This is a genomic window from Oceanisphaera submarina, from assembly GCF_046521305.1.
In the GTDB taxonomy this organism is placed as follows: Bacteria; Pseudomonadota; Gammaproteobacteria; order Enterobacterales; family Aeromonadaceae; genus Oceanimonas; species Oceanimonas submarina.
The window spans coordinates 17,785-43,441 of the sequence record NZ_JBKGFN010000017.1; the positions used below are offsets into that span (position 1 = coordinate 17,785).

The 25,657-nt window shown below is 51.7% G+C and carries 20 protein-coding genes, 1 pseudogene and 1 other annotated feature; of the genes and pseudogenes, 12 read left to right on the plus strand and 9 right to left on the minus strand.

Annotated features, from left to right (window positions below; genetic code table 11):
• Window positions 1-98: 98 nt before the first annotated feature.
• Genes rluB through rnm form a run of 3 tightly spaced genes read right to left on the minus strand, consistent with a single transcriptional unit; the run spans window position 99 to window position 2,495 of the window.
• Window positions 99-1,022: a 23S rRNA pseudouridine(2605) synthase RluB gene (gene rluB / locus ACLEIV_RS15185; RefSeq protein WP_410457476.1), complete on the minus strand. Its 924-nt coding sequence runs from the start codon at window positions 1,020-1,022 to the stop codon at window positions 99-101.
• Window positions 1,023-1,031: 9 nt separating this feature from the next.
• A complete protein-coding gene (locus ACLEIV_RS15190) occupies window positions 1,032-1,652 on the minus strand; it encodes an L-threonylcarbamoyladenylate synthase (RefSeq protein ID WP_298723427.1) in 621 nt (206 codons plus the stop codon).
• An 18-nt stretch (window positions 1,653-1,670) separates the two neighbouring features.
• Window positions 1,671-2,495, minus strand: a complete 825-nt coding sequence (gene rnm / locus ACLEIV_RS15195; protein WP_410457477.1) for an RNase RNM — start codon at window positions 2,493-2,495, stop codon at window positions 1,671-1,673.
• A 112-nt stretch (window positions 2,496-2,607) separates the two neighbouring features.
• Window positions 2,608-2,710, plus strand: a sequence feature (Trp leader region).
• Between the two features lie 21 nt (window positions 2,711-2,731).
• On the opposite strand from rnm, the gene ACLEIV_RS15200 reads away from it, so the two are divergent.
• From ACLEIV_RS15200 to trpA, 7 genes and pseudogenes are all read left to right on the plus strand, one after another.
• On the plus strand, window positions 2,732-2,869 hold the full coding sequence (locus ACLEIV_RS15200; protein ID WP_410457478.1) for a hypothetical protein: 138 nt from the start codon (window positions 2,732-2,734) through the stop codon (window positions 2,867-2,869).
• Window positions 2,870-2,887: 18 nt separating this feature from the next.
• Complete coding sequence (locus ACLEIV_RS15205) at window positions 2,888-4,438, plus strand: anthranilate synthase component 1 (RefSeq protein WP_410457479.1); 1,551 nt, start codon at window positions 2,888-2,890, stop codon at window positions 4,436-4,438.
• Window positions 4,431-5,027 (plus strand): annotated as a pseudogene (locus tag ACLEIV_RS15210) (aminodeoxychorismate/anthranilate synthase component II); the annotation flags it as partial. The gene ACLEIV_RS15205 and the pseudogene ACLEIV_RS15210, both read left to right, overlap by 8 nt.
• Before the next feature lie 9 nt (window positions 5,028-5,036).
• Entirely contained in the window at window positions 5,037-6,032 is a 996-nt protein-coding gene (gene trpD, locus ACLEIV_RS15215; protein WP_410457534.1) for an anthranilate phosphoribosyltransferase, read from the plus strand.
• Window positions 6,026-7,414, plus strand: coding sequence for a bifunctional indole-3-glycerol-phosphate synthase TrpC/phosphoribosylanthranilate isomerase TrpF (gene trpCF / locus ACLEIV_RS15220; protein ID WP_410457480.1), 1,389 nt, complete (start codon window positions 6,026-6,028; stop codon window positions 7,412-7,414). Before trpD ends, trpCF begins: the two co-directional genes overlap by 7 nt.
• Window positions 7,411-8,604 carry a tryptophan synthase subunit beta gene (gene trpB / locus ACLEIV_RS15225; RefSeq protein ID WP_410457481.1) on the plus strand — a complete coding sequence of 398 codons (1,194 nt, stop codon included), beginning with the start codon at window positions 7,411-7,413 and terminating at the stop codon, window positions 8,602-8,604. The genes trpCF and trpB overlap by 4 nt, the downstream gene beginning before the upstream one ends.
• Window positions 8,601-9,410 (plus strand): tryptophan synthase subunit alpha, encoded by an 810-nt coding sequence (gene trpA, locus ACLEIV_RS15230; protein WP_410457482.1) that lies wholly within the window; start codon window positions 8,601-8,603, stop codon window positions 9,408-9,410. Before trpB ends, trpA begins: the two co-directional genes overlap by 4 nt.
• A gap of 830 nt (window positions 9,411-10,240) precedes the next feature.
• Here trpA and ACLEIV_RS15235 read toward each other — a convergent pair.
• The gene (locus tag ACLEIV_RS15235) at window positions 10,241-10,453 is read right to left on the minus strand and encodes a hypothetical protein (protein ID WP_410457483.1); all 213 of its coding nucleotides are present in this window, start codon (window positions 10,451-10,453) and stop codon (window positions 10,241-10,243) included.
• A gap of 122 nt (window positions 10,454-10,575) precedes the next feature.
• Here ACLEIV_RS15235 and ACLEIV_RS15240 point away from each other — a divergent pair, with 122 nt between their 5' ends.
• A complete protein-coding gene (locus ACLEIV_RS15240) occupies window positions 10,576-11,130 on the plus strand; it encodes a TetR/AcrR family transcriptional regulator (RefSeq protein ID WP_410457484.1) in 555 nt (184 codons plus the stop codon).
• Window positions 11,131-11,357: 227 nt separating this feature from the next.
• Here the strand turns inward: ACLEIV_RS15240 and ACLEIV_RS15245 are convergent, their stop codons facing one another.
• Entirely contained in the window at window positions 11,358-11,639 is a 282-nt protein-coding gene (locus ACLEIV_RS15245) for a tRNA-specific adenosine deaminase (protein ID WP_410457485.1), read from the minus strand.
• Entirely contained in the window at window positions 11,636-11,842 is a 207-nt protein-coding gene (locus ACLEIV_RS15250) for a tRNA-specific adenosine deaminase (RefSeq protein ID WP_410457486.1), read from the minus strand. The genes ACLEIV_RS15245 and ACLEIV_RS15250 overlap by 4 nt, the downstream gene beginning before the upstream one ends.
• 341 nt (window positions 11,843-12,183) lie before the next feature.
• Here ACLEIV_RS15250 and dndB point away from each other — a divergent pair, with 341 nt between their 5' ends.
• Genes dndB through dndE form a run of 4 tightly spaced genes read left to right on the plus strand, consistent with a single transcriptional unit; the run spans window position 12,184 to window position 17,252 of the window.
• Window positions 12,184-13,269 carry a DNA sulfur modification protein DndB gene (dndB, locus tag ACLEIV_RS15255; RefSeq protein ID WP_410457487.1) on the plus strand — a complete coding sequence of 362 codons (1,086 nt, stop codon included), beginning with the start codon at window positions 12,184-12,186 and terminating at the stop codon, window positions 13,267-13,269.
• Window positions 13,266-14,900, plus strand: coding sequence for a DNA phosphorothioation system sulfurtransferase DndC (dndC, locus tag ACLEIV_RS15260; protein ID WP_410457488.1), 1,635 nt, complete (start codon window positions 13,266-13,268; stop codon window positions 14,898-14,900). The genes dndB and dndC overlap by 4 nt, the downstream gene beginning before the upstream one ends.
• A complete protein-coding gene (dndD, locus tag ACLEIV_RS15265) occupies window positions 14,890-16,902 on the plus strand; it encodes a DNA sulfur modification protein DndD (RefSeq protein ID WP_410457489.1) in 2,013 nt (670 codons plus the stop codon). Before dndC ends, dndD begins: the two co-directional genes overlap by 11 nt.
• Window positions 16,902-17,252 carry a DNA sulfur modification protein DndE gene (dndE, locus tag ACLEIV_RS15270; protein WP_410457490.1) on the plus strand — a complete coding sequence of 117 codons (351 nt, stop codon included), beginning with the start codon at window positions 16,902-16,904 and terminating at the stop codon, window positions 17,250-17,252. Before dndD ends, dndE begins: the two co-directional genes overlap by 1 nt.
• Window positions 17,253-17,393: 141 nt before the next feature.
• On the opposite strand, the gene ACLEIV_RS15275 is transcribed toward dndE, so the two are convergent.
• The 3 genes from ACLEIV_RS15275 to dptG are packed head-to-tail and all read right to left on the minus strand — an operon-like array spanning window position 17,394 to window position 25,657.
• On the minus strand, window positions 17,394-19,259 hold the full coding sequence (locus ACLEIV_RS15275) for a DUF262 domain-containing protein (protein ID WP_410457491.1): 1,866 nt from the start codon (window positions 19,257-19,259) through the stop codon (window positions 17,394-17,396).
• 7 nt (window positions 19,260-19,266) lie between these two features.
• On the minus strand, window positions 19,267-24,351 hold the full coding sequence (dptH, locus tag ACLEIV_RS15280; protein ID WP_410457492.1) for a DNA phosphorothioation-dependent restriction protein DptH: 5,085 nt from the start codon (window positions 24,349-24,351) through the stop codon (window positions 19,267-19,269).
• Window positions 24,332-25,657, minus strand: a complete 1,326-nt coding sequence (gene dptG, locus ACLEIV_RS15285) for a DNA phosphorothioation-dependent restriction protein DptG (protein WP_410457493.1) — start codon at window positions 25,655-25,657, stop codon at window positions 24,332-24,334. Before dptG ends, dptH begins: the two co-directional genes overlap by 20 nt.

A 25,657-nucleotide genomic window follows, 5' to 3' on the forward strand; every position in this document is an offset into this window, starting at 1 on the left:
GAATGACGAGATCCCCCCTCGGGGGTTAAAGCAAAAAAACGGCGCCGAGCTTGCCCCCGGCGCCGTTTTTATTGCAGCCTACCGCTTCTGATCGTCGGTTACAGCCGTGTCTTGCGCTTCTGGCGCTGGCTGGGGCTGCGCGAGCGAGTAGGAGCGGGCTTTTTCGCCGCAGCTCCTGCGCCGTCGCCTTTCACCCGGGAGTTGTGTTTGCGTACCGCCTTGCGGATTTGCGCCACCTGCTTGTAACGTTCGGTAGCGTGTACGTCGACCTTGCTCTGTGCTTCCGCGGTCAAGCCTACTTCACTGCGCAGGTAGTTCACCTGATCCAGTGGCATTTCGGACCAGCCGCCACGCGGCAGGTTGCGGGGCAGTTCAATCTTGCCGTAACGCACCCGGATCAGCCGGCTGACCTGCATCTCCTGCGATTCCCACAGACGACGCACTTCCCGGTTGCGGCCTTCTTTCAGGGTGACATGGAACCAATGGTTCATGCCTTCGCCACCGCTGTACTTGATGGTGTCGAACCTGGCCATGCCGTCTTCCAGCATCACCCCCTTGCGCAGCCGTTGCAGCATGGCTTCGGTCACTTCACCGAATACCCGCACCGCATATTCCCGGTCGATTTCATGACGCGGGTGCATCAGGCGGTTGGCTAACTCGCCATCGGTGGTAAACAGCAGCAAACCGGAGGTATTCACGTCCAGTCGGCCTACCGCCACCCAGCGGGAGCCCTGCAGCTTGGGCAGTCGATCGAACACAGTAGGCCGACCTTCAGGATCCTTGCGGGTGCTGACCTCGCCTTCCGGCTTGTGGTAAGCCAGCACGCGGCAGATGATTTCGCCTTCGGGCTGCGTTTCTACCAAATGGCCGTCAACCCGAATGGGCTCGCGGCCGGTGACTCTGTCACCCAGGTGGGCAACGTTGCCGTTTACGCTGACCCGTCCCTGGCTTATCAGCGTTTCAATTTCGCGGCGTGAGCCCTTGCCTGCTCGGGCCAGCACTTTTTGCAGTTTCTCAGTCATATCATTCACTTATTCAAAGGGACGGATATCGCCAGCGCCTTCACGGGCAATAACAGGGGTATTATCATACAGCTCGACCACGGTCGTGGGTCTGGGATCCAGCACGCCACCATCGATGATGAGGTCGACCAGTTTTTCCAGCTTTTCGCGAGTCAGGTGCGGATCGTATTCCGCCTCGGTTTCACCGGGCAGGATCAGGCTGCAGGACATCAGCGGTTCGCCCAGCGCCTCCAGCAGGGCCAGGCTGATGGCGTTATCGGGTACCCGCAGACCTATGGTTTTACGCTTGGGGTTTTGCAGCCGCTTGGGCACTTCCTTGGTGGCCTGCAAAATAAAGGTATAGGCGCCGGGGGTGTTGTTTTTCATCAACCGGAAGGCGCCATTATCGACCCGGGCGTAAAAAGACAGCTCGGAGAGATCCCGACACACCAGGGTAAAGTTGTGATCCTTTTCGATTTTACGGATACGACAGATACGCTCCATGGCACTCTTGTCGCCCACCAGGCAGCCGATGGCGTAACCGGAATCGGTGGGATACACCAGCACCCCGCCCTGACGCACAATGGCCACCGCCTGATTGATCAGACGAGCCTGCGGGTTGTCGGGATGCAGTTCAAAATATTGACTCATAATTCCTCCCGGAATGATTTAGATAAAGCGTGTCCATACGGGCGTGGCTTCCTTCGGCAGCCACAACTGCCGACCCAGCTCCCGCCACTGGCTGGGGTAATGGAAGTCGGAGCCTACCGAGGCTTCCAGCTGATGATCCTTGCTCCATTGCCCCAACGTAGCACGTTCTTGCGGGCTCTGCTGCGCCATGGAAACCTCCATCGCATCGCCTCCCGCCTCGGCAAAGGCCGTCAGCATTTTCCTGACCCACTTGTTGGACAAGTCGTAACGGGTCGGGTGCGCCAGCACCGCCACTCCACCGGCCTGCTGAATGGCGCTAATGGCCTCGTTCAGCAAACACCAGTTGGGCGGCGCATAGCCGGTATTGCCCCGACTCAGAAATTTCTTGAAGATCTTGGGAGTCGAGTCCGCCGCCCCCTGACTCAGCAACCATTTGGCCATGTGGGTTCGGGTAATGGGCGCGTCGCCCGCCAGTGCCCGGGCCCCTTCATAGGCACCGGGAAAGCGCGCCTTTTCCAGCCGTTCGGCCATCAACCTGGCTCTTTGCTCGCGCCGCGCTTGCTGTTCGGCCAGCAGCCCATTCAGGCCCGGGTGGTGCCGTTCTATATTCAGCCCCACCACGTGCACTTCCAGCGCTTCCCACAGGCAGGAGATTTCTACGCCATTGATCAGACGCACGCCATGGGCTTCGGCCGCCAGAGCCGCCTCTTCCAGCCCGGCCAGGGTATCGTGGTCGGTCAGCGCCAGCACATCCACCTCTTTTTCGGCGGCCCGGGCCATCAACTCGGCAGGCGTCAGCTGGCCATCGGAGGCGGTGGAATGACTGTGCAGATCGATTCGCATAAAAAATCCTGTGTTCAGGGTTGACTTGCACCCCCGATTATCGTTTAACTGTATCCAGTTTCTGATTAACGAGAAGAGCGCGATGTTTCAGCAAAATTCCACTCTACGCATTATCTGGTGGTGGCACACTCCCTAACCTCGGGTGGTGTGATTTGCTGTATTCGTCTTAAAGTCTCAGCGAACATAAAAGCCCGCAACCTTGCGGGCTTTTTTATTATCCAGCAAAAGGTGATGCGATGAAACCGAGCAAGGCAGTTTTTTGGCGATGGCAAGCCGAACCGGATTTTACGCCGATACAAACAACATTCGTGTCCATTACCGATGACGACATTGCCAGCCAGGTGATCAGGCAAATACCTGATGACCGCGACTAACTAAAAAAGGAAAACAAGATGGCGCATGGTCAGCTCCACGTGTTATTGCAAGACGCACCCTATACCGATGATCCGCTCGCGTTATTCGCGGCCCTCACCCAGGCGGGCGACAACAGCATGCTGCTGGAGTCCGCCGAAATCGACACCAAGGCCGGCACCCAGAGTCTGCTGATGCTGGACGCCTGTGTGCGTCTGGTATGCCGGCACCATCAGGTGACCCTGACGGCCCTCAACGGCAACGGCCTGCCCGCCCTGAACCTGGTGGAACAGGAACTCGGCGGCGAGCGCACCGGGCACCAACTGGTGGTTACCCTGCCCCAGGCCGATGGCAACCTGGACGAAGACAGCCGCCTCAAGGCCCCGTCCGTGCTGCACACCCTGCGCCTTATCCTGACTCGCTTCACCGCCAGCCAGGGCCAGCAGCACCTGTTTATGGCCGGCACCTTCTCTTACGATCTTATTGCCTCCTTCGAGCAGTTGCCGGACGTTGCCGAGGGCATCAACAACTGCCCAGACTTCTGTTTCTACCTGGCCGAAACCCTGATAACCCTGGATCACAAGCAGGAAACCGGTCGCCTGTCTGCCTGTGTGTTCGACCCGGCCGAACAGCCCCGGTTGCAGGCCCGGCTGGACCAACTGGCCCAGGCCTGTGGTCGGCAACACCCGGAGCCCCGGGGCGGCGAACGTTTAGAGGGCAAGATACAGGCGAGCAAGAGTGATGCCGAATTCAGGACCGACGTCGTCAACCTGAAGGAGCACATTCTGGCGGGCGATATTTTTCAGGTGGTGCCGTCGCGCAGCTTCAGCCTGCCCTGCCCGCATCCGCTGGCCGCCTATCGCAAGCTCAAGCAAACCAACCCCAGCCCCTACCTGTTCTATGTGAACGATCAGGACTTCACCCTGTTCGGCGCCAGCCCCGAGAGCTCGGTCAAATTTGATCACCACAGCCGCCAGGTAGAAATGTATCCCATTGCCGGTACTCGCAAGCGCGGTATCAACCCGGACGGCAGCATCAACCTGGACCTGGACGGCCGCATCGAGCTGGATCTGCGCCAAGACGCCAAAGAGACCGCCGAGCACCTGATGCTGGTGGATCTGGCCCGCAACGACATCGCCCGTATCAGCGAGCCCGGCAGCCGTTATGTGAAAGACCTGCTGAGCGTGGACCGCTACAGCCACGTGATGCACCTGGTATCCCGCGTGGTCGGCACCCTGCGTCACGACCTGGACGCCCTGCACGGCTATCAGGCCTGCATGAACATGGGTACCCTGACCGGTGCCCCCAAAATCAGCGCCAGCGAGCTTATTCGCCAGGTAGAACAGCAACGCCGGGGCAGCTACGGCGGTGCCGTAGGCTACGTTAACGGCCTGGGCGACATGGACACCTGCATCGTCATTCGCTCCGCCTTTGTCAGTAATGGCGTGGCCCATGTGCAGGCCGGCGCCGGCGTGGTGTATGACTCCAATCCCCAGTCGGAAGCCGACGAAACCCGCAACAAGGCCGCGGCGGTACTCAACGCCATCGCTCTGGCCCACGGCACTACACTGGCGGAGGTGAGCCATGACTAATACCATTTTTTTACTCGATAACTACGACTCCTTCACCTACAACCTGGTGGATCAGTTCCGCACCCTGGGCGCCACCGTCAAGGTATATCGCAACACGGTGCCGGTGGCGCAACTGGTCGCCACCATGACGCAATGCGAGCAGCAAGACGAGCGGCCCATACTGGTGCTTTCTCCCGGTCCCGGTATTCCCAGCGACGCCGGTAACATGCCGGCCCTGATCCATGCCTGCATCGGTCGCTTCCCCATCCTGGGCATTTGCCTGGGCCATCAGGCCCTGGTGGAGCACTACGGCGGCACCGTAGAAAGCGCCGGTGAAATCAGGCACGGCAAGAGTTCGCTCATCAGCCATAACGGCCAGGGAGTGTTTGCCGGTTTGTCCAACCCGCTGCCGGTGGCCCGTTACCACTCGCTGGTAGGTACTAAAATCCCCAGCACCCTGCCGGTCATTGCCGACCACCATGGCATGACCATGGCGGTGCAGGATACCGCCAAGCGGGTACTGGGTTTTCAGTTTCACCCCGAATCCATCATGACCACCGAGGGTGCCAGGCTCCTGGAGCAGAGCCTGGCCTTTTTAAGCGCGCCGGAAACCAAAGCCATGGATCAGCTGTATCGTGGCGAGCACATCAGCCGCAGCCAGGCACAGGCCTTGTTTGGCGAGCTGATCAAGGGCGAAATGGATCAGATGACCATGGCCTCCTTGCTGACAGTGCTGAAAATGAAAGGCGAAACCCCGGATGAAATTGCCGGCGCGGCGCAAGCCCTGCTGGAAGCCGCCAGCCCCTTTCCGCGCCCGGACTATCCGTTCTGCGACATCGTCGGCACCGGTGGCGATGGCATGAACACCATCAACGTCTCGACCACCTCGGCCCTGGTGGCCGCCGCCTGTGGCATTAAAGTAGCCAAACACGGCAACCGTGGTGTCTCGTCCAAGTCCGGTTCTTCCGATCTGCTGGAACAACTGGGAATCAACCTGAACATGAGCCCGGATCGCGCCCGCCGCTGCCTGGATGAAGTCAACGCCTGTTTCCTGTTTGCGCCCAACTATCACGGCGGCATGCGCAATGCCATGCCGGTGCGTCAGGCCCTGAAAACCCGCACCATCTTCAACGTGCTGGGCCCGCTGGTTAACCCGGCCCGCCCGGACTTTATGCTGCTGGGGGTGTATTCCGAACAGCTGGTGCGGCCCATTGCCGACACCCTGCTGGCCATGGGCCTCAAACGCGGCATGGTGGTGCATGGCAGCGGCCTGGATGAAATTGCCATTCACGGCCCCACCATGGTGGCGGAAATCAACCACGGCGTGATCAGCGAATACAGCATCACCCCCGAAGAGCTAGGCCTGGAGCGCTACGACATCAGCGCCATTGCCGGCGGTGAGCCCAGTGAAAACAAGGCCATTACCCTGAGCCTGCTGCAAGGCGGTGGCACCCCGGCCCAGCAGGGTGTCATAGCCATGAACGTGGCGCCGTTGCTGGTGATGAGCGGCCAGACCGAGACCCTGAAAGAAGCGGTGAGCCAGGTGCTGACTGTGTTAAAATCGGGCAAAGCCATGGAAGTAGCCAATAAACTGGCGGAGTTGAGCCAATGTTAAGTACCGTTCTCGGCAAGATTGTTGCCGACAAGAAAATCTGGGTAGCCGAGCGCAAACAGAGCCAGCCCCTGAGCAGTTTTGAAGCCGAACTGACCCCCAGCGACCGCCCCTTTGTGGCGGCCCTGAGCGCCGGCAAGCCGGCCTTTATTCTCGAATGCAAGAAAGCCTCACCCTCCAAGGGACTGATCCGAGAACACTTCGATCTGGACGCCATCGCCGCCGTTTACGGCCGCCATGCCTCGGCCATTTCGGTGCTGACCGACGAAAAGTACTTTCAGGGCAAATTCGAGTTCGTGACCCGGGTGCGCGATCAAGTTCACCAGCCGGTGATCTGCAAAGACTTCATCATAGACCCCTACCAGATCAAGCTGGCGCGCCACCACAAGGCCGACGCCATACTGCTGATGCTGTCGGTGTTGAACGATGACGAATATCGCGAGCTGAATGCGGTGGCCCAGTCCCTGAACATGGGGGTGCTGACCGAGGTGATAAGCCGTGAAGAAGTGGAACGCGCCATCAAACTGGACGCTCAGGTTATCGGCATCAACAACAGAGACCTGCGCGATTTGAGCATAGATCTCGACCGTACCCGGGTGCTTTCCGCCCTTATTCCGGATGATCGCATCGTGATCTCCGAGTCCGGCATTCATCGCCATACCCAGGTCAAGGCGCTGTCGGCCCACGCCGACGGCTTTCTGGTAGGCAGTTCGCTGATGGCCGAAGACGATCTGGAGCTAGCCGTACGCCGGCTGACTCTGGGCGACAACAAGGTCTGCGGCCTGACCCGGCCACAAGATGCGGCCTCCGCCCATGCGGCCGGTGCCGTGTTCGGCGGCCTGATCTTCGTGGGCAAGAGCCCGCGCTGTGTAGACATAGAGCAGGCGAGAATCGTCATGGCCGCCGCTCCGCTCCATTACGTGGGCGTGTTCCAGAACCAGCCGCTGCATGAGGTGGCCGCCACCGCCCACGAGTTGGGCCTGAGTACGGTACAGTTGCATGGCGATGAAGACGACGCCTACATCAGTGAACTGAAGCCGTTGCTGCCCGACGTGGCGGTATGGAAGGCGGTGCCGGTAAGCGACAGCCTACCCCCCCGGCCCCAGCAGGCCGACCGGCTACTGTTCGACACCAAAGCCGGCGGCCAGAGCGGCGGCACCGGTCGGGTCTTTAACTGGCAACTGCTGAATGACATCGACAAGGCCAGCGCCATGCTGGCCGGCGGCCTAACCCCGGATAACGCGGCCCGCGCCGCCGCCCTCGGCTGCATTGGTCTGGACTTGAACTCCGGCGTAGAAAGCGCTCCCGGGCAGAAAGACGCGGCCAAACTGAACGCCGCCTTCGCCTCACTCAGACATTACGGACGCAGGATAACCACACTATGAGCTTACTGAACCCCTTTTTCGGCGACTTTGGCGGCATGTACGTGCCGCAAATCCTGATGCCGGCGCTGCTGCAACTGGAGCAGGCCTTCGTGGATGCCCAGCAGGATCCGGAGTTTGACCGTGAATTTCGCGAGCTGCTGACCGAGTACGCCGGCCGCCCCACCCCGCTGACCCGGGTGCGCAACCTCGCCGCCAACACCAAGACCCGCATCTACCTGAAGCGGGAAGATCTGCTGCACGGCGGCGCCCACAAGACCAATCAGGTACTGGGCCAGGCATTGCTGGCCAAGCGCATGGGCAAGAAGCGCATCATCGCCGAAACCGGAGCCGGCCAGCACGGCGTTGCCACCGCCCTGGCCTGCGCCCTGATGGGCATGGAATGCATCGTCTACATGGGTGCGAAAGACTGCGAACGCCAGAAGCCCAACGTATTCCGCATGGAGCTGATGGGCGCCAAGGTGGTACCGGTACACTCCGGCTCCGCCACCCTCAAGGATGCCTGTAACGAAGCGCTGCGCGACTGGACCGCCAACTACGACACCACCCACTACATGCTGGGTACCGCCGCCGGCCCACACCCCTTTCCTACCATAGTGCGTGAATTTCAGCGCATGATCGGCGAAGAGGCCAAGGTGCAGATAATGGAGCACGAAGCGCGCCTGCCCGACGCGGTGATCGCCTGCGTGGGCGGCGGCTCCAACGCCATCGGCCTGTTCGCCGACTTTATCGATGAAGAAAACGTCAAACTGATCGGCGTAGAACCCGCCGGCAAGGGCATTGAAACCGGCGAACACGGCGCCACCCTGGGCGAAGGCACCAAGGGCGTGTTCTTCGGCATGCTCTCGCTGATGATGCACGACGCAGACGGCCAGGTAGAAGAATCCTACTCCGTTTCTGCCGGGCTCGACTTTCCCTCGGTCGGCCCCCAGCACGCGTTTCTGGCCACCACGGGCCGTGCCCAGTATGTGTCGGTGACCGATGGCGAAGCGCTGAACGCCTTCCAGGCCCTGGCCCGCAACGAAGGTATCATTCCGGCGCTGGAGTCGTCTCACGCCCTGGCCTACGCCCTGAAAATAGCCGAAGCCGAGCCGGAAAAAGAGCAGGTACTAGTGGTTAACCTGTCCGGTCGTGGTGACAAGGATATCTTTACCGTCGCCGAGATTCTGGAACAGAAAGGAGAACTGAAATGAGCCGCTACAACCGCCTGTTTGACCGCCTCAAGGCCAAAGATGAAGGCGCCTTCGTGCCTTTCGTGACCCTGGGCGACCCCACGCCGGAACATTCGCTCGAGGTAATCGACGCCCTGGTGGCCGGTGGTGCAGACGCGCTGGAGCTGGGCATTCCCTTCTCCGATCCTGTGGCCGACGGCCCCACCATTCAGGCCGCCACCCTGCGCGCCCGGGGTGCCGGTACCAACTCGCAAATATGCTTCGACATGCTGACCCGAGTACGGGAAAAGTACCCCGAGCTGCCCATCGGCCTGCTGGTGTACGCCAACCTGGTCTATGCACCGGGCATGGACAGCTTCTATGGCCGTGCCGCCAGGGCCGGTGTGGACTCGGTACTGGTGGCCGACGTGCCGCTGGAAATGGCGCAGCCCTTCAAGGCCGCCGCCGACAAGGCCGGCATTGAGACCATTTTCATCGCCCCGCCCAACGGTGACGAAGCCACCCTGAAGGCCGTGGCCGAAATGGGCTCCGGCTACACCTACCTGCTGAGCCGCGCCGGGGTAACCGGCACCGAAACCAGGGCCGGCAAGCCGGTAGACACCCTGGTCGCCACCCTCAAGCAATATAAGGCGCCGCCATCACTGCTCGGCTTTGGCATCTCCAGCCCCGAGCAGGTGCGTGACGCCATTGCCGCCGGTGCCGCCGGCGCCATCTCCGGCTCGGCCGTGGTCAAGATCATCGAGCAGAACCTGAGCAATCCTCAGGCAATGCTGGACGCCCTGACCGGTTTCGTGCAAAGCATGAAAGCCGCGACCAAACCAAGCTGAAAGCTAGAAGCTAGAAGCTAGAAGCTAGAAGCTAGAAGCTAGAAGCTAGAAGCCATAAAGCTAAAAGCCGTAGGCAGAACCGCCTACGGCTTTTTTGTTTCCGCTGTCCCCATTTCATACCAATCTAAGTAAAAATATGATCTAGTTTAAAACTGAATACTCGAGGAAACAGAGCCACCTCCCGCGACACGCCATAAACCCATCCATGGGGGCTCGGAAAATGCCATCCCTGGCATTTCACGGTCGTGGGAGCCGATCTCTGTTGCCTCTCCTTAAGCACCGAGTTATCTGCAGGAGGCTCCCACAGGCTACTCCGCAGCAGAGGGGCGGATGAAGGGTTCTACTCTACCGACCATCACATGACAGGGACGTCATGTGCTGAGCGCCACATGGAGGTGCTTGCAGCGTGTCGGTGGAGTAGACCTTTCGTTCGACCTTTACTGGGCAGCTAAACAGATCAGTTAGTTTTCCAGATTGGTATTACGTAGGGTCGAATTCATTTTCGTAGGGTCGAATTCATTCGACCAAAAGCCACACCATAGCCCCCCATTCATGCGGAGCAAACCCTCAACAGACATCGGAATCAGTGTTGTAGCCGGCGCTTTAGCTGCCGGAACAGGCGATGCACAAACATCAGGAACAACACCAACCCTACCGCTCTGGTGGTTTAACTTACCGCTGATAGCTTACGGCTTATGGCTGTCTTTCACCCCAAAACACCCCTTGTGCAACTCTCGAATCTGCTCGGCCAACGCCACACAGCGCTGTATCGGACCGGCCGAACGGCGTTTGGAATATAAGGCTCAAAGCAGATGGCTTCCTGGCTAACCCTACGGCAGCACACGGTTTTTTGTTTTGGAACCAGAGTAAAATACGCCTTCCTTCAGCGCCTGCCAGGCCTCTCCACGGCCAATCACCAGTAACAGCAGTATGGCCCCTGGCACCAGTACCAACTTGAGAATGGGGCCGATCACATAACAGTAAAACAGTATGAAAGGCATATAGAGCAGGCTCCCCAGCAGCCGCAATAACAGTTTTTTCATCATCACCTCCAATAAATGAGTGCGCTCAAATTAAACTGAGCACGCTCAATTATCAACTGTTTTCATTGAAAAAACCGACGGGCTTGCTAGCATGCCGCTACCGTTACATGTCAGACACCAAGATGACCACCACCAAAAAACAGCTCACCCGGGAAAAGATCCTGAAGGCCGCCTGGCACCTGTTTCGCCAGCAAGGTTACCCCGAGACCAGCACTCGCCAGATCGCCCGGGAGGCCGGAGTGGCAGACGGCACCGTGTTCAGTCACTTTCCCACCAAACTGGACATGCTCAAGGCTGGCATGCTGACCCAGGTAGAACTGGTGCTGACGAAAGCCCGACAAGAAAAACAGGGCGGCTCACCCGCTCAAAAACTGCTGCACCATGCCGGCTTTCTGTATGGCTTTTATGCGGATAACCGGGAATTCAGCCGGGAACTGTTCAAGGAAGCCATCTGGCAATACGACTACTTTCGGCCGCAGGTGGACGACTTCAAACGGCTGCTGTTTGCCGACCGGGCAGACCAGGACGAGAATAACGAACTGGACGCCGAGATCATGATGGACTGCTACTTCATGACCCTGCTCCACGGCCTGAACCGGCCCGAGACCAATGCCGAACAAATGCTGACTGAACTGGGAAAGAAACTGGCACGTTTATTCCGCACCACTGGTAACTGAGACGCAACGTAGGTCTTCCCCCGTAGGCAAGCAACACGCTCGTCCCTGTGTCTGCTTCCTGACTCAGGCAGGGGACCGAACCATCTTTATTTCCCGGCAGAAGATCCTGGCGGTAGACGGCGACCATCAAACCGCCTGAACGGTTGAATACCCTGATGGTAGACATGACGCCGTTTTACGGCCGCTTTCAACCCCGAGTGCCCACCGCCACTCCGGCATTCATGCCGTCATCGGGCCATGCCGAAATACCGCTTGTGCAATTCACGAATTTGCTCGGCCAGCTCGGGCACCGGGCCCGCGACTTCAATTTCCGGCGCCACTTCCTTGATGGCCAACGGCTTCACCGGTGAAGGCGGCAGCCTCCACTCGGCACACCAGTCGGTAAACTGCGCCGCCGAGCTGGCATACACAATGCGCCCCAGGCCCGCCCAGGCGTGTGCCGCAGAACACATGGGACAATGCTCGCCCGAGGTATACAGGGTAGCCCGGGCCCGCTCGGTTTCACTCAAATGCTCGGCCGCCCATCGGCCAGGGCAATCTCCGGGTGCCAGGTGGGTTCATGGCTGTGAATACGGTTGTGATCCTCCGCCAGAACGGCTCCTTCGGCCGATACCAGCACAGAGCCGAAGGCCATGTCGCCACCGGCCAGCGCCTCTTCCGCCAACGCCACGCAACGGCGCAGATGTCGTAAATCCTGCTCGTTAAAAACCATAATTCCCCCATAAAACGTCAGCCTGGCTCAGAAATGTCCCTCACTCGAGCAGCGGTTAGGTAAGCTGCTAGGGCTAGATCTTAGCGCAGATTTGAATCTGAAAGGAGCGCAGTTTGATGCTCTTCTGGCCCAGCATAATTGCCACCTCAAGGGGTTTCGACTTTACCAACAAGACCAAGATCAGTAGAATATACGCCCTTAATGACATAGCCCCACGAAAAATACGTCATATAAAACGTAATAGCAGTGAAAAAGCTTATATAAAAACATTATTACGTTAAATTTGACGTAGCGGTCATTATTGTTCATTTTTTGTACACGACCGAAAGAAGGAGCAAATCATGAGCCACTTTGACGCTGACTACTGCTACTCATTTCCTGCTGTTCGTGGTATCCAGGCGGGTAGACCCTTCTACATAGCCACCTGCCCCCTTCGTATCATCCCCAAGATCTTTAATTTTGATGAGACTGAAGTACCCCCTGAGCTCCGAGCACAACGAACGTTAAACAAAGCGCGCATCCCAGAAATGGTCCGTTATCTGTTGGATAACCCTAAGGATTATGTGTTTTCAGCGCTTACTGCCTCTATCGCCATCGATGTGATGTTTGATGAGCATCCTGGCTCCAACAATTTGGGCACTCTGCGAGTCCCTATGGATGCACAGATCCTCATCAATGACGGTCAACATCGCCGTAAAGCGATTGAAGAGGCGATAGAAGAAAGACCCGAACTCGGTCACGACAACATTCCTGTTCTGTTTTTTGTAGATGAAGGCTTACAACGTAGCCAGCAGATGTTTGCGGATTTAAACAAGTACGCCGTTAAACCCAGCCCTTCATTAGCCACACTCTATGATCATAGAGATCTTGGCTCCGAATTGGCACGTATTCTTGCTACCACCACTAAGCCCTTTATCGGACTGACCGAAATGGAAAAGTCCAGTATATCTCTATATTCAAGCAAGCTGTTTACCCTTAGCAGCATTAAACAGGCAACCAGAGCTTTACTCGGTAAAGGCCCGAAAGATGGCTGTAACGAGGAAGAGACAGCTCTGGCTACCGAATTTTGGCAAACGGTTTACCACAACATGCCAGACTGGAAAATGGCCATCAATAAAGAAGTATCACCGGCTCAGCTGCGGCAAGAATACATTCATGCTCATGGTGTTGGCCTGCATGCTCTTGGCCTGTTAGGTCATAAATTAGTATGTGAACACCCTCAAAACTGGCAACAAGAGCTTGGTAAACTAAGCACTATTGATTGGCGAAAAACTAATCCGGAATGGATTCGCAGAACCATGTTGCATGGCAAGTTAAGCAAGTCGAATACGGCTATACAGCTTACCTGTAACGAACTTAAACATCATTTGAACCTTTCCCTCTCACCAGAGGAAAAGATGCTCGAAGAACAGGTTGTACAGAAATGAGCACCTTAATTCAGGCCCACGACTTGGCCGATTATGAAGATTTTATCAATTTAGAGCCCTTTGCTGGTCGCCCTTTAGCCGATTATGTGTCGGAAGTTCAGCGTATCTATTGTGCAGACAATCGCCCTTGGGTAATTGGTTACAGCGGTGGAAAAGACTCATCGGCTGTGGTTACCCTAGTATACTTGGCATTGTTGGGCTTGCCTCAAGCAATGCGCACCAAGCAAGTATTTGTAGTCTCCTCCGATACGCTGGTAGAAACGCCAGTTGTAGTAGACCTGATTATCCGTACCATGGAGCAGATAGAAAAAGGGGCTAAGCGAGACGGCTTACCCATCACCTCTCATCCGGTCGTACCCAAAACCCATGAAACCTTCTGGGTCAACTTATTAGGTAAGGGTTACCCTGCACCCACCCGCAGCTTCCGCTGGTGTACCGAACGGATGAAAATTAATCCGGTAAGTGACTTTATCAAAGACAAGGTCAGTCAGTTTGATGAAGTTATCGTCGTATTAGGCTCACGTAGCAGCGAGAGTGCATCACGCGCACAAGTCATTGCCAAGCATAAAATTGACGGGACACGATTAGCTCGCCATACCACGCTATCGAATGCTTTTATATACACTCCGATAGATACTTGGGATACCGAAGATGTGTGGAAGGTATTGCGGGGGGCATTCAAATATTCACCTGATGATATAGAAGAGTGGGAAAACCCATGGGGTGGTAACAACCGTCCTCTCTGGACCCTTTATATGGACTCATCAGATCAAGGTGAATGCCCGCTCGTCATTGATGACAGCACTCCTTCTTGCGGAAATTCGCGCTTTGGCTGCTGGACTTGTACCGTGGTCACTAAAGACAGAGCAATGGAAAGCCTGATCAAGAATGGTGAAGACTGGATGTTGCCACTGCTTAAATTCCGCAACCAGTTGGCTCTGACTACAAACCCCGAGCAGAAAGATACCTATCGAAACTACAAACGGCGCTCGGGTAAGGTTAGTTATCAGTATGCCAAAGAGGGAGAGGACATCAGCGCTGAACGTAAGCATGTCCCTGGCCCCTACTGGTTAAAGTATCGCCAATCTTGGTTGAAAGAACTACTCGAAATTGAGAGAGATCTAAATCTTAAAGGCCACGCTATTACTCTGATTACTCAGCCAGAGTTACATGCCATTCGGCAAGAGTGGCTTAAAGATCCTAACGAGCCCGACTGGAATGACTCATTGCCCGCCATCTATCGAGATGTTTACGCTAGAGATATCGAGTGGCTGGTAGATGATCAATCACGCTTTAATGCCAGTGATGCTGAACTACTGGCACAGATAACTCAAAAATATGAAATTGAGCCAGAAATGGTAATGAAGTTGATCGAGCTTGAAATTTCGCTTGAGGGCTTGAGTCGTCGCCAGGGCGTTTTTGAAAAAATTGGATCTATCTTAAAACAAGACTGGGGTTCGCTTGAAGCCATAAAGAATAAGCAAGCCAAACTGCAAACACGTAATGAGTTAGATATACACCAAGCAGAAGTGGACAGAGTAGAGCGTGAACTGTCTGACTTGCAAGCACAATTAATGAAAGCGGATGATATGGCAGCCCTATTTAGTGAGGCAATAAAAGATGATCATTAAGAAATTAGTGCTGCATAACTTTAGAGTGTTTCGCGGTAGCCATGAAATTGAGCTTATGCCAAAACGACGAGAAAGTGAATATCATGATAGACCCATAGTGCTATTTGGTGGCTTAAATGGTGCTGGTAAAACATCTATTTTGTCTGCCATTCGCTTGGCTCTTTATGGTCGTTTAGCCTTTGATGGACTGGTACATAACCAGGACTATATCGACCAACTCTCCGCTCTTATTCACAATGGCGTAAACCAGACAGTGCGGCCAGATAACGCATCAGTTGAGCTGGTTTTTACCTATAATCAGAGCGGAGTAGAGTCTGAGTTTACCGTTATCCGCAGCTGGAAACGAGACAAAAAAGATAGACTCCAACTCCTACAAAATGGCAAATCGCTAGATGAACTAAACTATGATCAATGCCAGGGATTTCTTAATGAATTAATACCCCATGGAATTGCTGATCTTTTCTTCTTTGATGGTGAAAAAATAGCATCACTAGCAGAGGATGAATCAGGAAAAATATTGCAAACGGCTGTGCGACGCCTACTAGGCCTTGATCTTATTTCAAAGCTACGTAGCGACCTTAGTATATTTTTGAAGCGACAGGGAGCTAAATCACTTGGCAGTCAACAGCAGAAAAAAATAGAGCAGCTAGAAGAAGAGAAAAATCTCTTTGCTAAAAAGTCAGAACATTTCCGCTTTGAAGCGGACTTGGCAATGGCTCGTATTGAGTTAATTAGTAGAGATATTCTAAAGTATGAAGGAATGCTATCTGCTCAGGGTGGTGCATTTGCCTTAACCAAAACACAAGAGCAGCAGAAGGTCGCCGAGCTAATCAAAGAAAAAGATCTACTTGAAAAAAGCCTGCGCAATGAGTGTGATGGTACACTTCCCTATGCTCTCGCACCTAATATATTAAGTCGACTGTTAAAAAAACTTTCCGATGAAGCAGCAATAAAGCGAGCCGATAGCTTTAATACTGAGTTATCTCATTTTTTAGATCAACTCAAAGCTAACATTGGCTTTAGAGGTAAAGGCTCTCTAAAAATTGCTACCGAGGCGATAGAAGACCAGCTTGCCATTTATATGGAAAGCAAACCTCAGGGAAAAGTAATATTTGACATCTCAGAACGTGAGACCGGTATGATCCAGCACGCTATAGAGCAAGAAAGCCAACGTGCCTGGTCCAGGTTTATCGAACAAAGAGGTTTATTGAACCAAATCGAACATCAGCTAGAGCAAGCGGCAAGTAATATTGAGCGGGCTCCGGAGGACGAACAGCTGCTTGATTTATTTCAAACTCTACGCGACTTGGATGCGAAACGTCAAGATGAACGACATAAATACAAATCCTTACTAGAAAAAGCAAAGCAGGCTATGATAAGCCAGCTTGACTGTGCACGCCAGATCCAAAAGTTACATGATAAAGAACGTGAGCATTATGGTTTTTCCAGCGCGATTAAGCATGCCGAAGAGAGCATCAACTTACTGGATGAGTACAGCCACGTTTTGACTCAAGCTCGAGTGAAGACCCTAGAGAAAAATTTCGAAAAAGCCTACCGTAAACTGGCACGTAAAGAAGATCTTCAAATAAAGGCGCGTATCAACCCTCAATCCTTTGATGTGGAGCTGGTTGATGAATCTGGTATCGCGATTAACCGTAAATCACTCTCTGCCGGTGAGAAACAGATTTATGCCATAGCTATTTTGGAGGCTCTTGCTACTACTTCAGGTAGACAACTTCCTGTAATTATAGACACGCCATTGGGCCGATTAGATTCGCATCATAGAGATAAGCTCATCGAGCACTATTTTCCTTTTGCTAGCCACCAAGTAATTCTGCTATCGACAGATACCGAGGTGGATGAACGTTACTTTGCTTCTAAACTAAAAGACGATATTTCCCATTCGTATCAGATTCAATTCGATGCCGCTAGCAAATCATCGAGTTTAGTAAAAGGTTACTTTTGGCAACCTAAACACACCCTAGCCAGGGAGGTCAACTAATGCTTCCTAATCGTATGCAGTTAACCCGACAAACAGAAGACCAGCTTAAGCGCCTCAAAGCGAACACCGGAATTACTCCAAACGTTGCCGCACGCTTAGCTTTTTTCCGATCGGTTGAGTCTGATTTTCGCTATCATACCGATAGCGATAAGAAGCTGGACGGCAGCTTAGTACTAGACAAAATCACCTGGCTGGGGGGAACTCTGGCAGTGACCGAACTAGTGCTAAAGATGACTTACCCTGAGCTAGAACAAAAAGAATTAATAAAAGCTTGGGCTGCCCATGTGGAAGATGGCATAGCGGCACTTCGTAACCATCGTAGCCTCAAAGATTTTTCTCAAACGTTATGACTCCATACAATGTAATTATATTATTTCTTAAAAAAATGGACTATATACTTCACTGAAAGCGACTAACTTACCAAAATAAAATAAACTTAATAAAGTGGCCCTGAATTAAATAAAGGGCCACTTCACTTTGTCAATTAATATTTATTCGATAAAAGCCTCACTCTTAGCTTCTACCAAACCATCTAAACCTGACTTAAGCTCCACACCAATCCCAAAGATATCAACTATACTTTTAACCAAAAACTCTCTTCTCTTTTCAATTTCAACTTTATCCCAAGCTTCAACAGTAGACAGTTCAACTGTAGAGTTAAGTCTAGATTTTTTATATTCTTTTCTTTTCTGTGAAAAAGGAGCATTTTTGAATTCTTCATTATCTTGACCATACAGAATCGCAAGGTTTGGAATACTATTTTTCATGCTTTCCAAATCAAAATCAACATGTTCAACCTTAGAGTTCTGAGGATAAATGTGCTCTATAGTAAAAACAAAATAATCAGAAGCTAAGCCTTTAAATGCATGCCTGTACATAAGAGGAGCACTTTTTTTATTAATGGATAAGTACTTATAAGACTCCTCGAGAGAAGACAGTATATATTTAATATTTCTATTGTCACCATCTGCCACATAGTGAAGCTTCAATAAGTAATTTTGTATATCTAGTACTGTAACACTTCTTTTTAGTATAGCTTGCAACTCAGAATAAAATGATTTAACTTGATATGCATTAGGGTTTATGTTAATCGACAATATAGCACTGTGATATAAGTTTGTGACTGCTGTCATTCTTCTCTCAAGAGCAACTCTAAAAATAAAAAAGAACTTTTCTAAGAAAAACACTAATTGGTAGAATTTCTTTTCTACCAAATTAGTCGCTGCCATCAAGAGAGGAATACAATGACTATGTTTAAATGTCACAGTGAGATTGTATAATTTTCTTTTTTGATATCCTGTTAAATTACTTTTTTCATATGGCCAAACTCCTTTGGACAATACATTATAGATATCTATTCCATTCTTAATGCTTTTAATTTCATTCACAACCATTTCAGGCTTTGAAAAGAAAGCTTTGTTGAAAGTCTCAAATAAAGCACTTTTCTGACATGATCTTCCTTTCTTAGATGTGTAGTAAGCTATCAACTTCTCGTCCGTTGACCTAGAACCATTTTCAGTTAATTTATCCCAAATGACTTCTGAATCATGAATGATATTTTCCTCAACTCCCGCCGAATCAATAGCACCTAATGATGACGCTCGTAATAAATCACTTGCAGTTAATGTTCGCCCTCTATCATTTATCACTTGAAAAAGTCTATATGCATCATTAACATCTGACATTCTAATAATTAGAATCTTACAAAACTTAGATACTACCTTATATAAATGTTCAACTTCAGTGAGTATATCTTCTGATGAATATTTTTCAGGAAAAAAATCATTTAACCATAAATCAATTTTTTTAGCTGCTTTTGCTAATAACTCATGTGATTTTAGTTTTGATGGTTTTATATCACCGCTTTGTATTAGATCATCATAGTAGTTTAGATCTCTTTTAGATAATGAAATTCTTGGATATGATATTTCTTTATTATTTTCCTCTGTTGTAAATGTAATAAATCCTTTTTTATATTTCTCAACCCTTCTATCTCTAACCTTTGACATCTCTTCATTTAACTTCAGTTCCTTTATATTAACAATTAGTCTAGATACAAAAAGAACAATTGTAGACAACCGTTGTTGCCCATCAACTAAAACATAGAGATTCTTATCATCTAAACTATCTTTATTCTTTACCTTTACGCATACCACACCACCAAAAAAATGATTACAGTCTTGTTCACCACCATCATTTTTTTGTTTATAGCCTTCCCACAACAGATTTATATCTGAAATAAATTGCTCTATATGTTTCCTTTCCCATGAATATGCTCGTTGATACTTTGGTACTTCGTATATTGCAGAGTCAGCAAATACAGATTCCATAGAACAATAATTTGGCTTTACATCCATAACAACCTCAAATTAACTCCCAAAACGCTTTATCTCGCATCATAGATACACGCTTGTCGCCATCGATATAGAGGCTAAAGTGCTTATCCAGCTTACGAATGGTTTCCATTAACTGTTCTTGTTCACTCTTATCATCTTTATTAAAGATGGCCTTGATATCGGCGTTTTTTATCTCGGCAACACGATGTACTACCCAGGTTAAAACATAAGAGCCATAGTTATTTTCCCCCGTCTTGAAGTGGCTGAGATCCTGGGTTGAGAGGATCACCCCTACTCCATACTCTCGACCTTCTTTCAAGATTTTGCGCAAGCTGGGGAAGTCCTGCGACATAAAATTGTCGGCCTCATCTACCAGAATCATCTTGGTGATCTGGCGGTAATCGCCATCCACTTGCGGTTTGCCGCGTTTCTGCATCTGCGAATAAAAGAGATCCAACGTCAGCGCTACTACCAGGTTTTGAATTTGAGGCGAGTAACCGGCAAGCTCGATAACGGTCACGCCCTCAAGCAGGTCATAGAGGGAGCAGACCGAATCTGGCATCGTCTCAAAAATTTCGTAGGTCACCAAAGAGTCGAGCGCCGCATACAGCGAATCCTCTTCTACTTTCTCCTGTTCCAAATAGAGATCCCAAACCTGTGCCAGAGTAGGGGCCGGACGTTGCCAGGTACTAGAGTCAGACTTACTAATGCCAGCCAACTCATAGGCATCCAGAATCAACTTACGCAAACGCAACTGCTGCTTTGGTCCCAAACCAAACGCCTTAGCCAGGGTTTCGGCAAAGCCGGTAGCGGTATGCACCGGCAGCATGGGCATATCCCCATACAGAGAGAGGGGGTTATAGGGCAAGCGGTGTAGCCGCAATCGACGGCTTTGATTCGCCTTAGTAAAGTCCTCATCCACATAGTCGGACTTGTAGTCAAATATCAGCAAACCAATGGGCGCAGCATTCACATTGCTGCCTTGCTGCTGAATCAACTGGGTGATCAACGACTTGGTAAACTGGGTCTTACCGGTACCCATGGTGCCGATAATGCCGGTATTGGTATTCATGAAACGAGCGGTATTGGTCGGCTCCCAATAGAGCGGAGTCTGGCGCATGGCCTCATGACCAAACAGTATGCGAAGCGGCGTCTTCTCCTGTGGAAAAGGGTCAACCGGTTCAGGCTCTATTTGGGTATTTGAGTGTTCAACCTGAGACGTTTCACCGGGCTGGCCTGCTTGCGATGAAATGCCCTCAGGCGTGATTGCCGCCTGGCTTGGCGGCGCTGTGCGTGCGCCAAGCTGATACTCTGGGGGCACATAGCAGAGGGCAACTAGCTCTTCTAACGTCTCCCCCACTCTGGCATTAATCAATGCCGGCAACAGCGAATAAGGCAATTCAACCTGTAAAATACCCTTGTCGGTAGTTTTGTACTCGGGCACAAAACAGCTGTCATTCTCTACATGGGCCACTACAAAGCCTTCAACATAGTCAGGCACGTTAGCCAGACTATATTCGCCCTTAAGCCACCATTCGCGATGCGACAACAAAGGCACCAGCTGTTGTTGTGTTATCACCTGATAAAGGCAAAGCTTATCGACCTGCATCAATACCTGGCGAATAAACAGCCCACGATAAAGCCGGGCAGCCAAGGTATTTGGCCCCAGTACTTCTTCCATCAGGTAACGTTTCAGCTCCAGCGCCTGTGCCCCGGCATAAGAAAAGTCGGGCCTGGCTCCGGTTTTAACCTCCAGTGGCAAGAGATAAAGCTGGTCACCTTTAAAGCCAACAAACAGCACGTCGTCCGAAATGGCCCCTTTGCGATAACCATGCACCTTGCGGGCAAACTCGCTGTCGCTCATCTTGAGGCCGACATTGCCAGAGACACGTATCATTTCGGCCACCGAAAGCGGTACCCAGCAGATGTCCGACTTGCACAGCAGTGCCGACACAAACTTGTAGGCACCTATGATGCCATTTTTTTCTTTGCGCTCCTTCTCGTTGGAGGTCAGCATCTTCAGCAACCACTCGCCGTTGAAGGCGTTAAATTCAGAGAGCAGGTCTTCACCTTGACCATGCCCCTCTTTTTGCAGCAAGCGCTTAAACAGATCCACCTGCTTGGTGACGGTAATCGCATCGTAACCTGCCGCACTGGTGTATTGATCCGAGTAATGGATCAGCACCACATCCTTCTGGCTGGTAAAGAAGTCCAGGGTCACCTTAGGGTCGATAATGGTGGTCCATAGTGCACTGTCGTAAGAGCGACCGAGCAATCCTTTAAAGTCGGCACTCACGGCCAACCCTAGGCTGGTCTCAAGATATTGAGCATTACTTTGAATGGCCGGCTGCCACAAATTACCCAACAGGCGCGCCAGGCGTAAAGACTGCACCGGGGCGTATTCAACCCCGCGCAAGCCAAATGCGGTGAAGTAGGCACCACCCTGGGTTTCGGCGGCTTCCCCGGCTATTAAGCCATCACACAAAACGCCGCTTACGGCCTCATCGGTATTGATGGGGCGGCACTCCACCGGCTCCTTGTTACGGAAGAAGGCGAGATGGGCATAGGCAAACGCCTCCCCTTCTTTCGGCAAGGTAAATTTGCTGTAGGTTAAGCGGCTTCGGATCAGATCAATCAACAAGTCGGCATCTGCGCGTAACGCCGCGGTATTGAGCCCCAGCCAGGTTTTCAACTCGTCATAGGAGGCCGTTTCAGCGAAACGGTCGAAGTCGTTATATTGCAGCCGTTCATCGTAGAAGTTTACATGAATGGCGATGGCTCTCTCTTTGTGTTGCTTGAAATGCTCCACTAACCCTAAGAAAAGCTCGACAGCGTTTGCCTGGTTGATGGCATTGACGATCAGCGTGCTCTTCGAGCCCGCGCTGAACAGCCGTGCATACGCTTGGGTAAACTCGGCCAACTTGTCGCGAACCAAACGTTTGATGTAGCTGTAGCTTTCCTGCTTTTGCGGGATCACATCCAGCCAGAAGCTATTTTCCCGCACCGGCAACAAATGGGCATAGCCAGAGTCATTGTCGTAGACAAACGGTAATAAGCCAGAGGCGACTAAACGTTCTCGGGTTACCTCCGGTAAATCAGCAAAGCTGCTTAATCCATCCTCATCCCTATCTTCTTGAATAGCCACCACCAGCTGCTGGTGATAGGCCAAAACCAAGGGGTGAAGCGGGGTCACTCGCTGCCATTCTTCCTGCCGACATAATCCAAGGCGCAGCAATTGCTTATGCTCAAGACTTAGCACCGCATTGGTCGGGATTGTGTTTAATGCCGCCTCATAGGCATCCAACACTCTCTGCACCAGACCGCGATAACTCTCTCCCCAGGCAGCCAGGCTCGGCAGTGTCTTGTGCCGTTGCAGATAATTCAGCAGAGACTCGTAGGCGGAATGTAATGCAGCAAATGGGGCTCTTAAAGTGCTCAATGGCATAGGCTCACCATGACTGCCAATGTAGAGCACTTGTTCATCAACCATACGCGCTTCCAGGTTGAGTAGCTGCTGGCGCAAGCCGACCACACCACTCTCGGCATTGTCGAAAATGATTTTACCTTTGGCACGATTATATTCGGCGTTGCGATCATCTCTAAACAGCTTGCTGAAACGATCCTTATCAAACAACAGAGGGACACAAATACTCTCGTCGGCCGCTGGCCCTTCGATATTGATCGGGAGTAGGCGCTCTCCCGATCTCAGGTTGAACAGAGTCTGTTCACTTTGCTCGGCCAACGACTCGAAATTAACCCAACCAAAGCGATGGCAATCTACCTCAACGTCATCCTCTTCCAGGTTATAGCAGGACTCTTGCTCGCTATTTATCCTCAGCCGATCTTCTTCCAATAGCAGAGTTAACCAACCTTTGAGCGGCTCCACACGAAAACGATGAAGAATGTCGTCAAAATAGAAGTCCCCCTGCACCACCACCAGACAACGCAGCTTGTACTCTTCAGAACGATTGTCTCGCTTAAGCTCAAGGCTGAAAAATGTAGGATTGCCATTAACCGGCAAGGTAACGGTAGCCTTACAACGCTTGCCACCAGCACGGCTAACGTTATAACGCGCTTGCTTCTTAAGGGCCGTGTTATGCATCAACTTGAACTGTCTTTCATCCAAATCGTTACCGGTAAAGGTAAGCGACAGCGCTAACTCGTTCTGACCAGGTGGCAGTTGAATAAGCAAACTCAGCTCGCGTTGCCCTGCCTTGGTTTGGCTCTTAGCCCTTTGCTGTACTTCTGTTCCATCTACCGCTATCTCTTCCAGTATCAGTTTCTGTGCCTTGTTGGCTTCGATCTCATTGTTGTAGGCTGCATATTCCAGTTTGCGCCAACTGTCATCTTGAAAGTGCTGGCGAATAAATTTTGCACTGAATTCCTTAAGCACGTTTTCTAGCTGATCTACATCGTAGTGCTCTACAGCCTCTTCAATGTCATGGTGTAGCTGTCGATTGGCCTGCAACCGCTTGCTAATCTGGTTTTTATTGCCGCTCAACTCCAAAAGCACTTGGTCATCAAAGAGTTTCAGCTCTTGAAATTCCAGTACACCATCATTTTCAAGAGCACTAAACAGAGGCGAAAAACCAAAGACGGTTGCCCCTTCCTCGGCGATGATGGCCAGTTGCTCCTCTAGCAGACAGGCAGAAAGCTCTTTATGGTTGCTGCCAATATCGATCAGCTCAGCCAATTTCTGTGACAGGCTATCCGGGTGCCAGACTGCACCTGGCGCTCCCAAATCGAACGCGCTGTTGATCAGGGTATCGAGCATGCTGTTGTGGATGATCAACAGGGCAGTGCAAGAAAAATCACCACTGCGCCCAGCCACCAGGTCTCGCAAGCGAGAAATATAGTTCTCGGTAAATCCCTTATCCCCACCATGTAGTACCGGTAGTATGTTCACACCGTTGCAAAGAATACGTGGCAGATCGATACCGTCTTCCGTTTGTAATGGTGTATCTGTCGCCTTGGCAACCAATGCCTGATACAAGCTCAGCCCATTATCGGCACTCGGCGATTTAAATTGGTAACGGGAGCCTGTCTGAATGTCAGCGGAAACCCATTCAATAAAACACTCTGCCAAAAATTGTTCAAAGGGTCTTACGGACATAAACGGCATCTCCACTGTCACTCATACGTTCCACATTGCCCATGCGCTCATAAAAGCTCACCAACATCTGCAAAGATTGGTTATCCAGATAAAAGCCTCGCTGCTCAAAACCTTCTCGCAGCTCGTGCAAGCGCAGCTTTTCCGCCTTGCCTATTGTTAAATTAGTCAGCAACAGAATCTGATCTTGATTCAGCACTAAGGTTCTACCGGCAGCACCGCGTGCCTGTACAAAATCGCGCAGAAGCTGCTCTTCCAGCTCCTTCATATATTTTTTGTTAACTCCCCCTCGGGTAGTTTTGGCATCTCGAAACTGTTCCAAAGCCAGCTCTTTTAGCTGCTCAAAAGCGCTCTCAATATCTTCGGCCTGAGCTCGAGGCTGCAATTTTCTTTTTTCGATAAAGGCCTGAAGGTAACTATTGAGTTCGCCAAGCAATCTGGGCTGATCGTAATAACGCTTTGCCTCCTGATACACCTGCCAAAGTGGACGAGGTGCCGAGTCTGGAATTTGCAGCGCATCAAGGGCCGACAGCATGGGGAACACTCGCTCACAGGCGGAGGCCAGCAACTTATAACCCGAACGCTTGACCGAGGTCCGCTCTGAGCTTGCCTTCTCTGAATCGAGGATGAAATAAAGCGGCTTGCTCTGGGGCACTTCTGCATCTCGCCAATCTGTGACATTCAAGGCCAGTTGAGCACAGTAAGCAAAGGCATAAAGCTTGAGCATTTTGGGTAGGGCTTGCAGCAGGTACTGCGGGTGTTCAGCTAAAAAAGCGATATCTTCTCGAAAAACCTTATTCAAGAAGGGTAAATATGGCTGTTCATTATTCTGAACTGCAGTACCTTGTTGAAGACGGGACTGCAGCACCGTCAGCATTTCCTGCTCTATAAAATTAAGGCGGTCATCGAGCGCATTTTCAAGAAAATAATTACCCAGTAAGCCCGCAAACAACTTACACAACCGTAAGTCTGAAGCGCTGACATCCACTTTCCCACTCTGCCGGCCTTTCGCCTTGAACAACAAAAAAAGCGGTGAAATATCAAATAATGCCTCACTAGCAAAATAGGCTCTGTTCACTACCGACCAAAAATCTGGCTCGTCCAGCTTGTTGAGAAAACGCTCTCTACAATCTTCTCTATATTGCTCGAATTCATAACCCGTAACTTGTCTACGTAGTGCCAAACTAAGCACGACTCCCGTCACTGTATCCCAATCAAAATCATTGCCCTTGTTGCGGATAGGCCAGTAGTTGGAAAGCTTATTTTTATCTGTGGGGGCTAGCCCTTCAGAAATGGGATATTGGTACAT

Coding starts and splice junctions, on each gene's coding strand:
- rluB (WP_410457476.1), bottom strand. CDS start 1,022: ATGACTGAGAAACTGCAAAAAGTGCTGGCCCGAGCAGGCAAGGGCTCA.
- ACLEIV_RS15190 (WP_298723427.1), bottom strand. CDS start 1,652: ATGAGTCAATATTTTGAACTGCATCCCGACAACCCGCAGGCTCGTCTG.
- rnm (WP_410457477.1), bottom strand. CDS start 2,495: ATGCGAATCGATCTGCACAGTCATTCCACCGCCTCCGATGGCCAGCTG.
- ACLEIV_RS15200 (WP_410457478.1), top strand. CDS start 2,732: ATGAAACCGAGCAAGGCAGTTTTTTGGCGATGGCAAGCCGAACCGGAT.
- ACLEIV_RS15205 (WP_410457479.1), top strand. CDS start 2,888: ATGGCGCATGGTCAGCTCCACGTGTTATTGCAAGACGCACCCTATACC.
- trpD (WP_410457534.1), top strand. CDS start 5,037: ATGGATCAGCTGTATCGTGGCGAGCACATCAGCCGCAGCCAGGCACAG.
- trpCF (WP_410457480.1), top strand. CDS start 6,026: ATGTTAAGTACCGTTCTCGGCAAGATTGTTGCCGACAAGAAAATCTGG.
- trpB (WP_410457481.1), top strand. CDS start 7,411: ATGAGCTTACTGAACCCCTTTTTCGGCGACTTTGGCGGCATGTACGTG.
- trpA (WP_410457482.1), top strand. CDS start 8,601: ATGAGCCGCTACAACCGCCTGTTTGACCGCCTCAAGGCCAAAGATGAA.
- ACLEIV_RS15235 (WP_410457483.1), bottom strand. CDS start 10,453: ATGAAAAAACTGTTATTGCGGCTGCTGGGGAGCCTGCTCTATATGCCT.
- ACLEIV_RS15240 (WP_410457484.1), top strand. CDS start 10,576: ATGACCACCACCAAAAAACAGCTCACCCGGGAAAAGATCCTGAAGGCC.
- ACLEIV_RS15250 (WP_410457486.1), bottom strand. CDS start 11,842: ATGGTTTTTAACGAGCAGGATTTACGACATCTGCGCCGTTGCGTGGCG.
- dndB (WP_410457487.1), top strand. CDS start 12,184: ATGAGCCACTTTGACGCTGACTACTGCTACTCATTTCCTGCTGTTCGT.
- dndC (WP_410457488.1), top strand. CDS start 13,266: ATGAGCACCTTAATTCAGGCCCACGACTTGGCCGATTATGAAGATTTT.
- dndD (WP_410457489.1), top strand. CDS start 14,890: ATGATCATTAAGAAATTAGTGCTGCATAACTTTAGAGTGTTTCGCGGT.
- dndE (WP_410457490.1), top strand. CDS start 16,902: ATGCTTCCTAATCGTATGCAGTTAACCCGACAAACAGAAGACCAGCTT.
- ACLEIV_RS15275 (WP_410457491.1), bottom strand. CDS start 19,259: ATGGATGTAAAGCCAAATTATTGTTCTATGGAATCTGTATTTGCTGAC.
- dptH (WP_410457492.1), bottom strand. CDS start 24,351: ATGTCCGTAAGACCCTTTGAACAATTTTTGGCAGAGTGTTTTATTGAA.
- dptG (WP_410457493.1), bottom strand. CDS start 25,657: ATGTACCAATATCCCATTTCTGAAGGGCTAGCCCCCACAGATAAAAAT.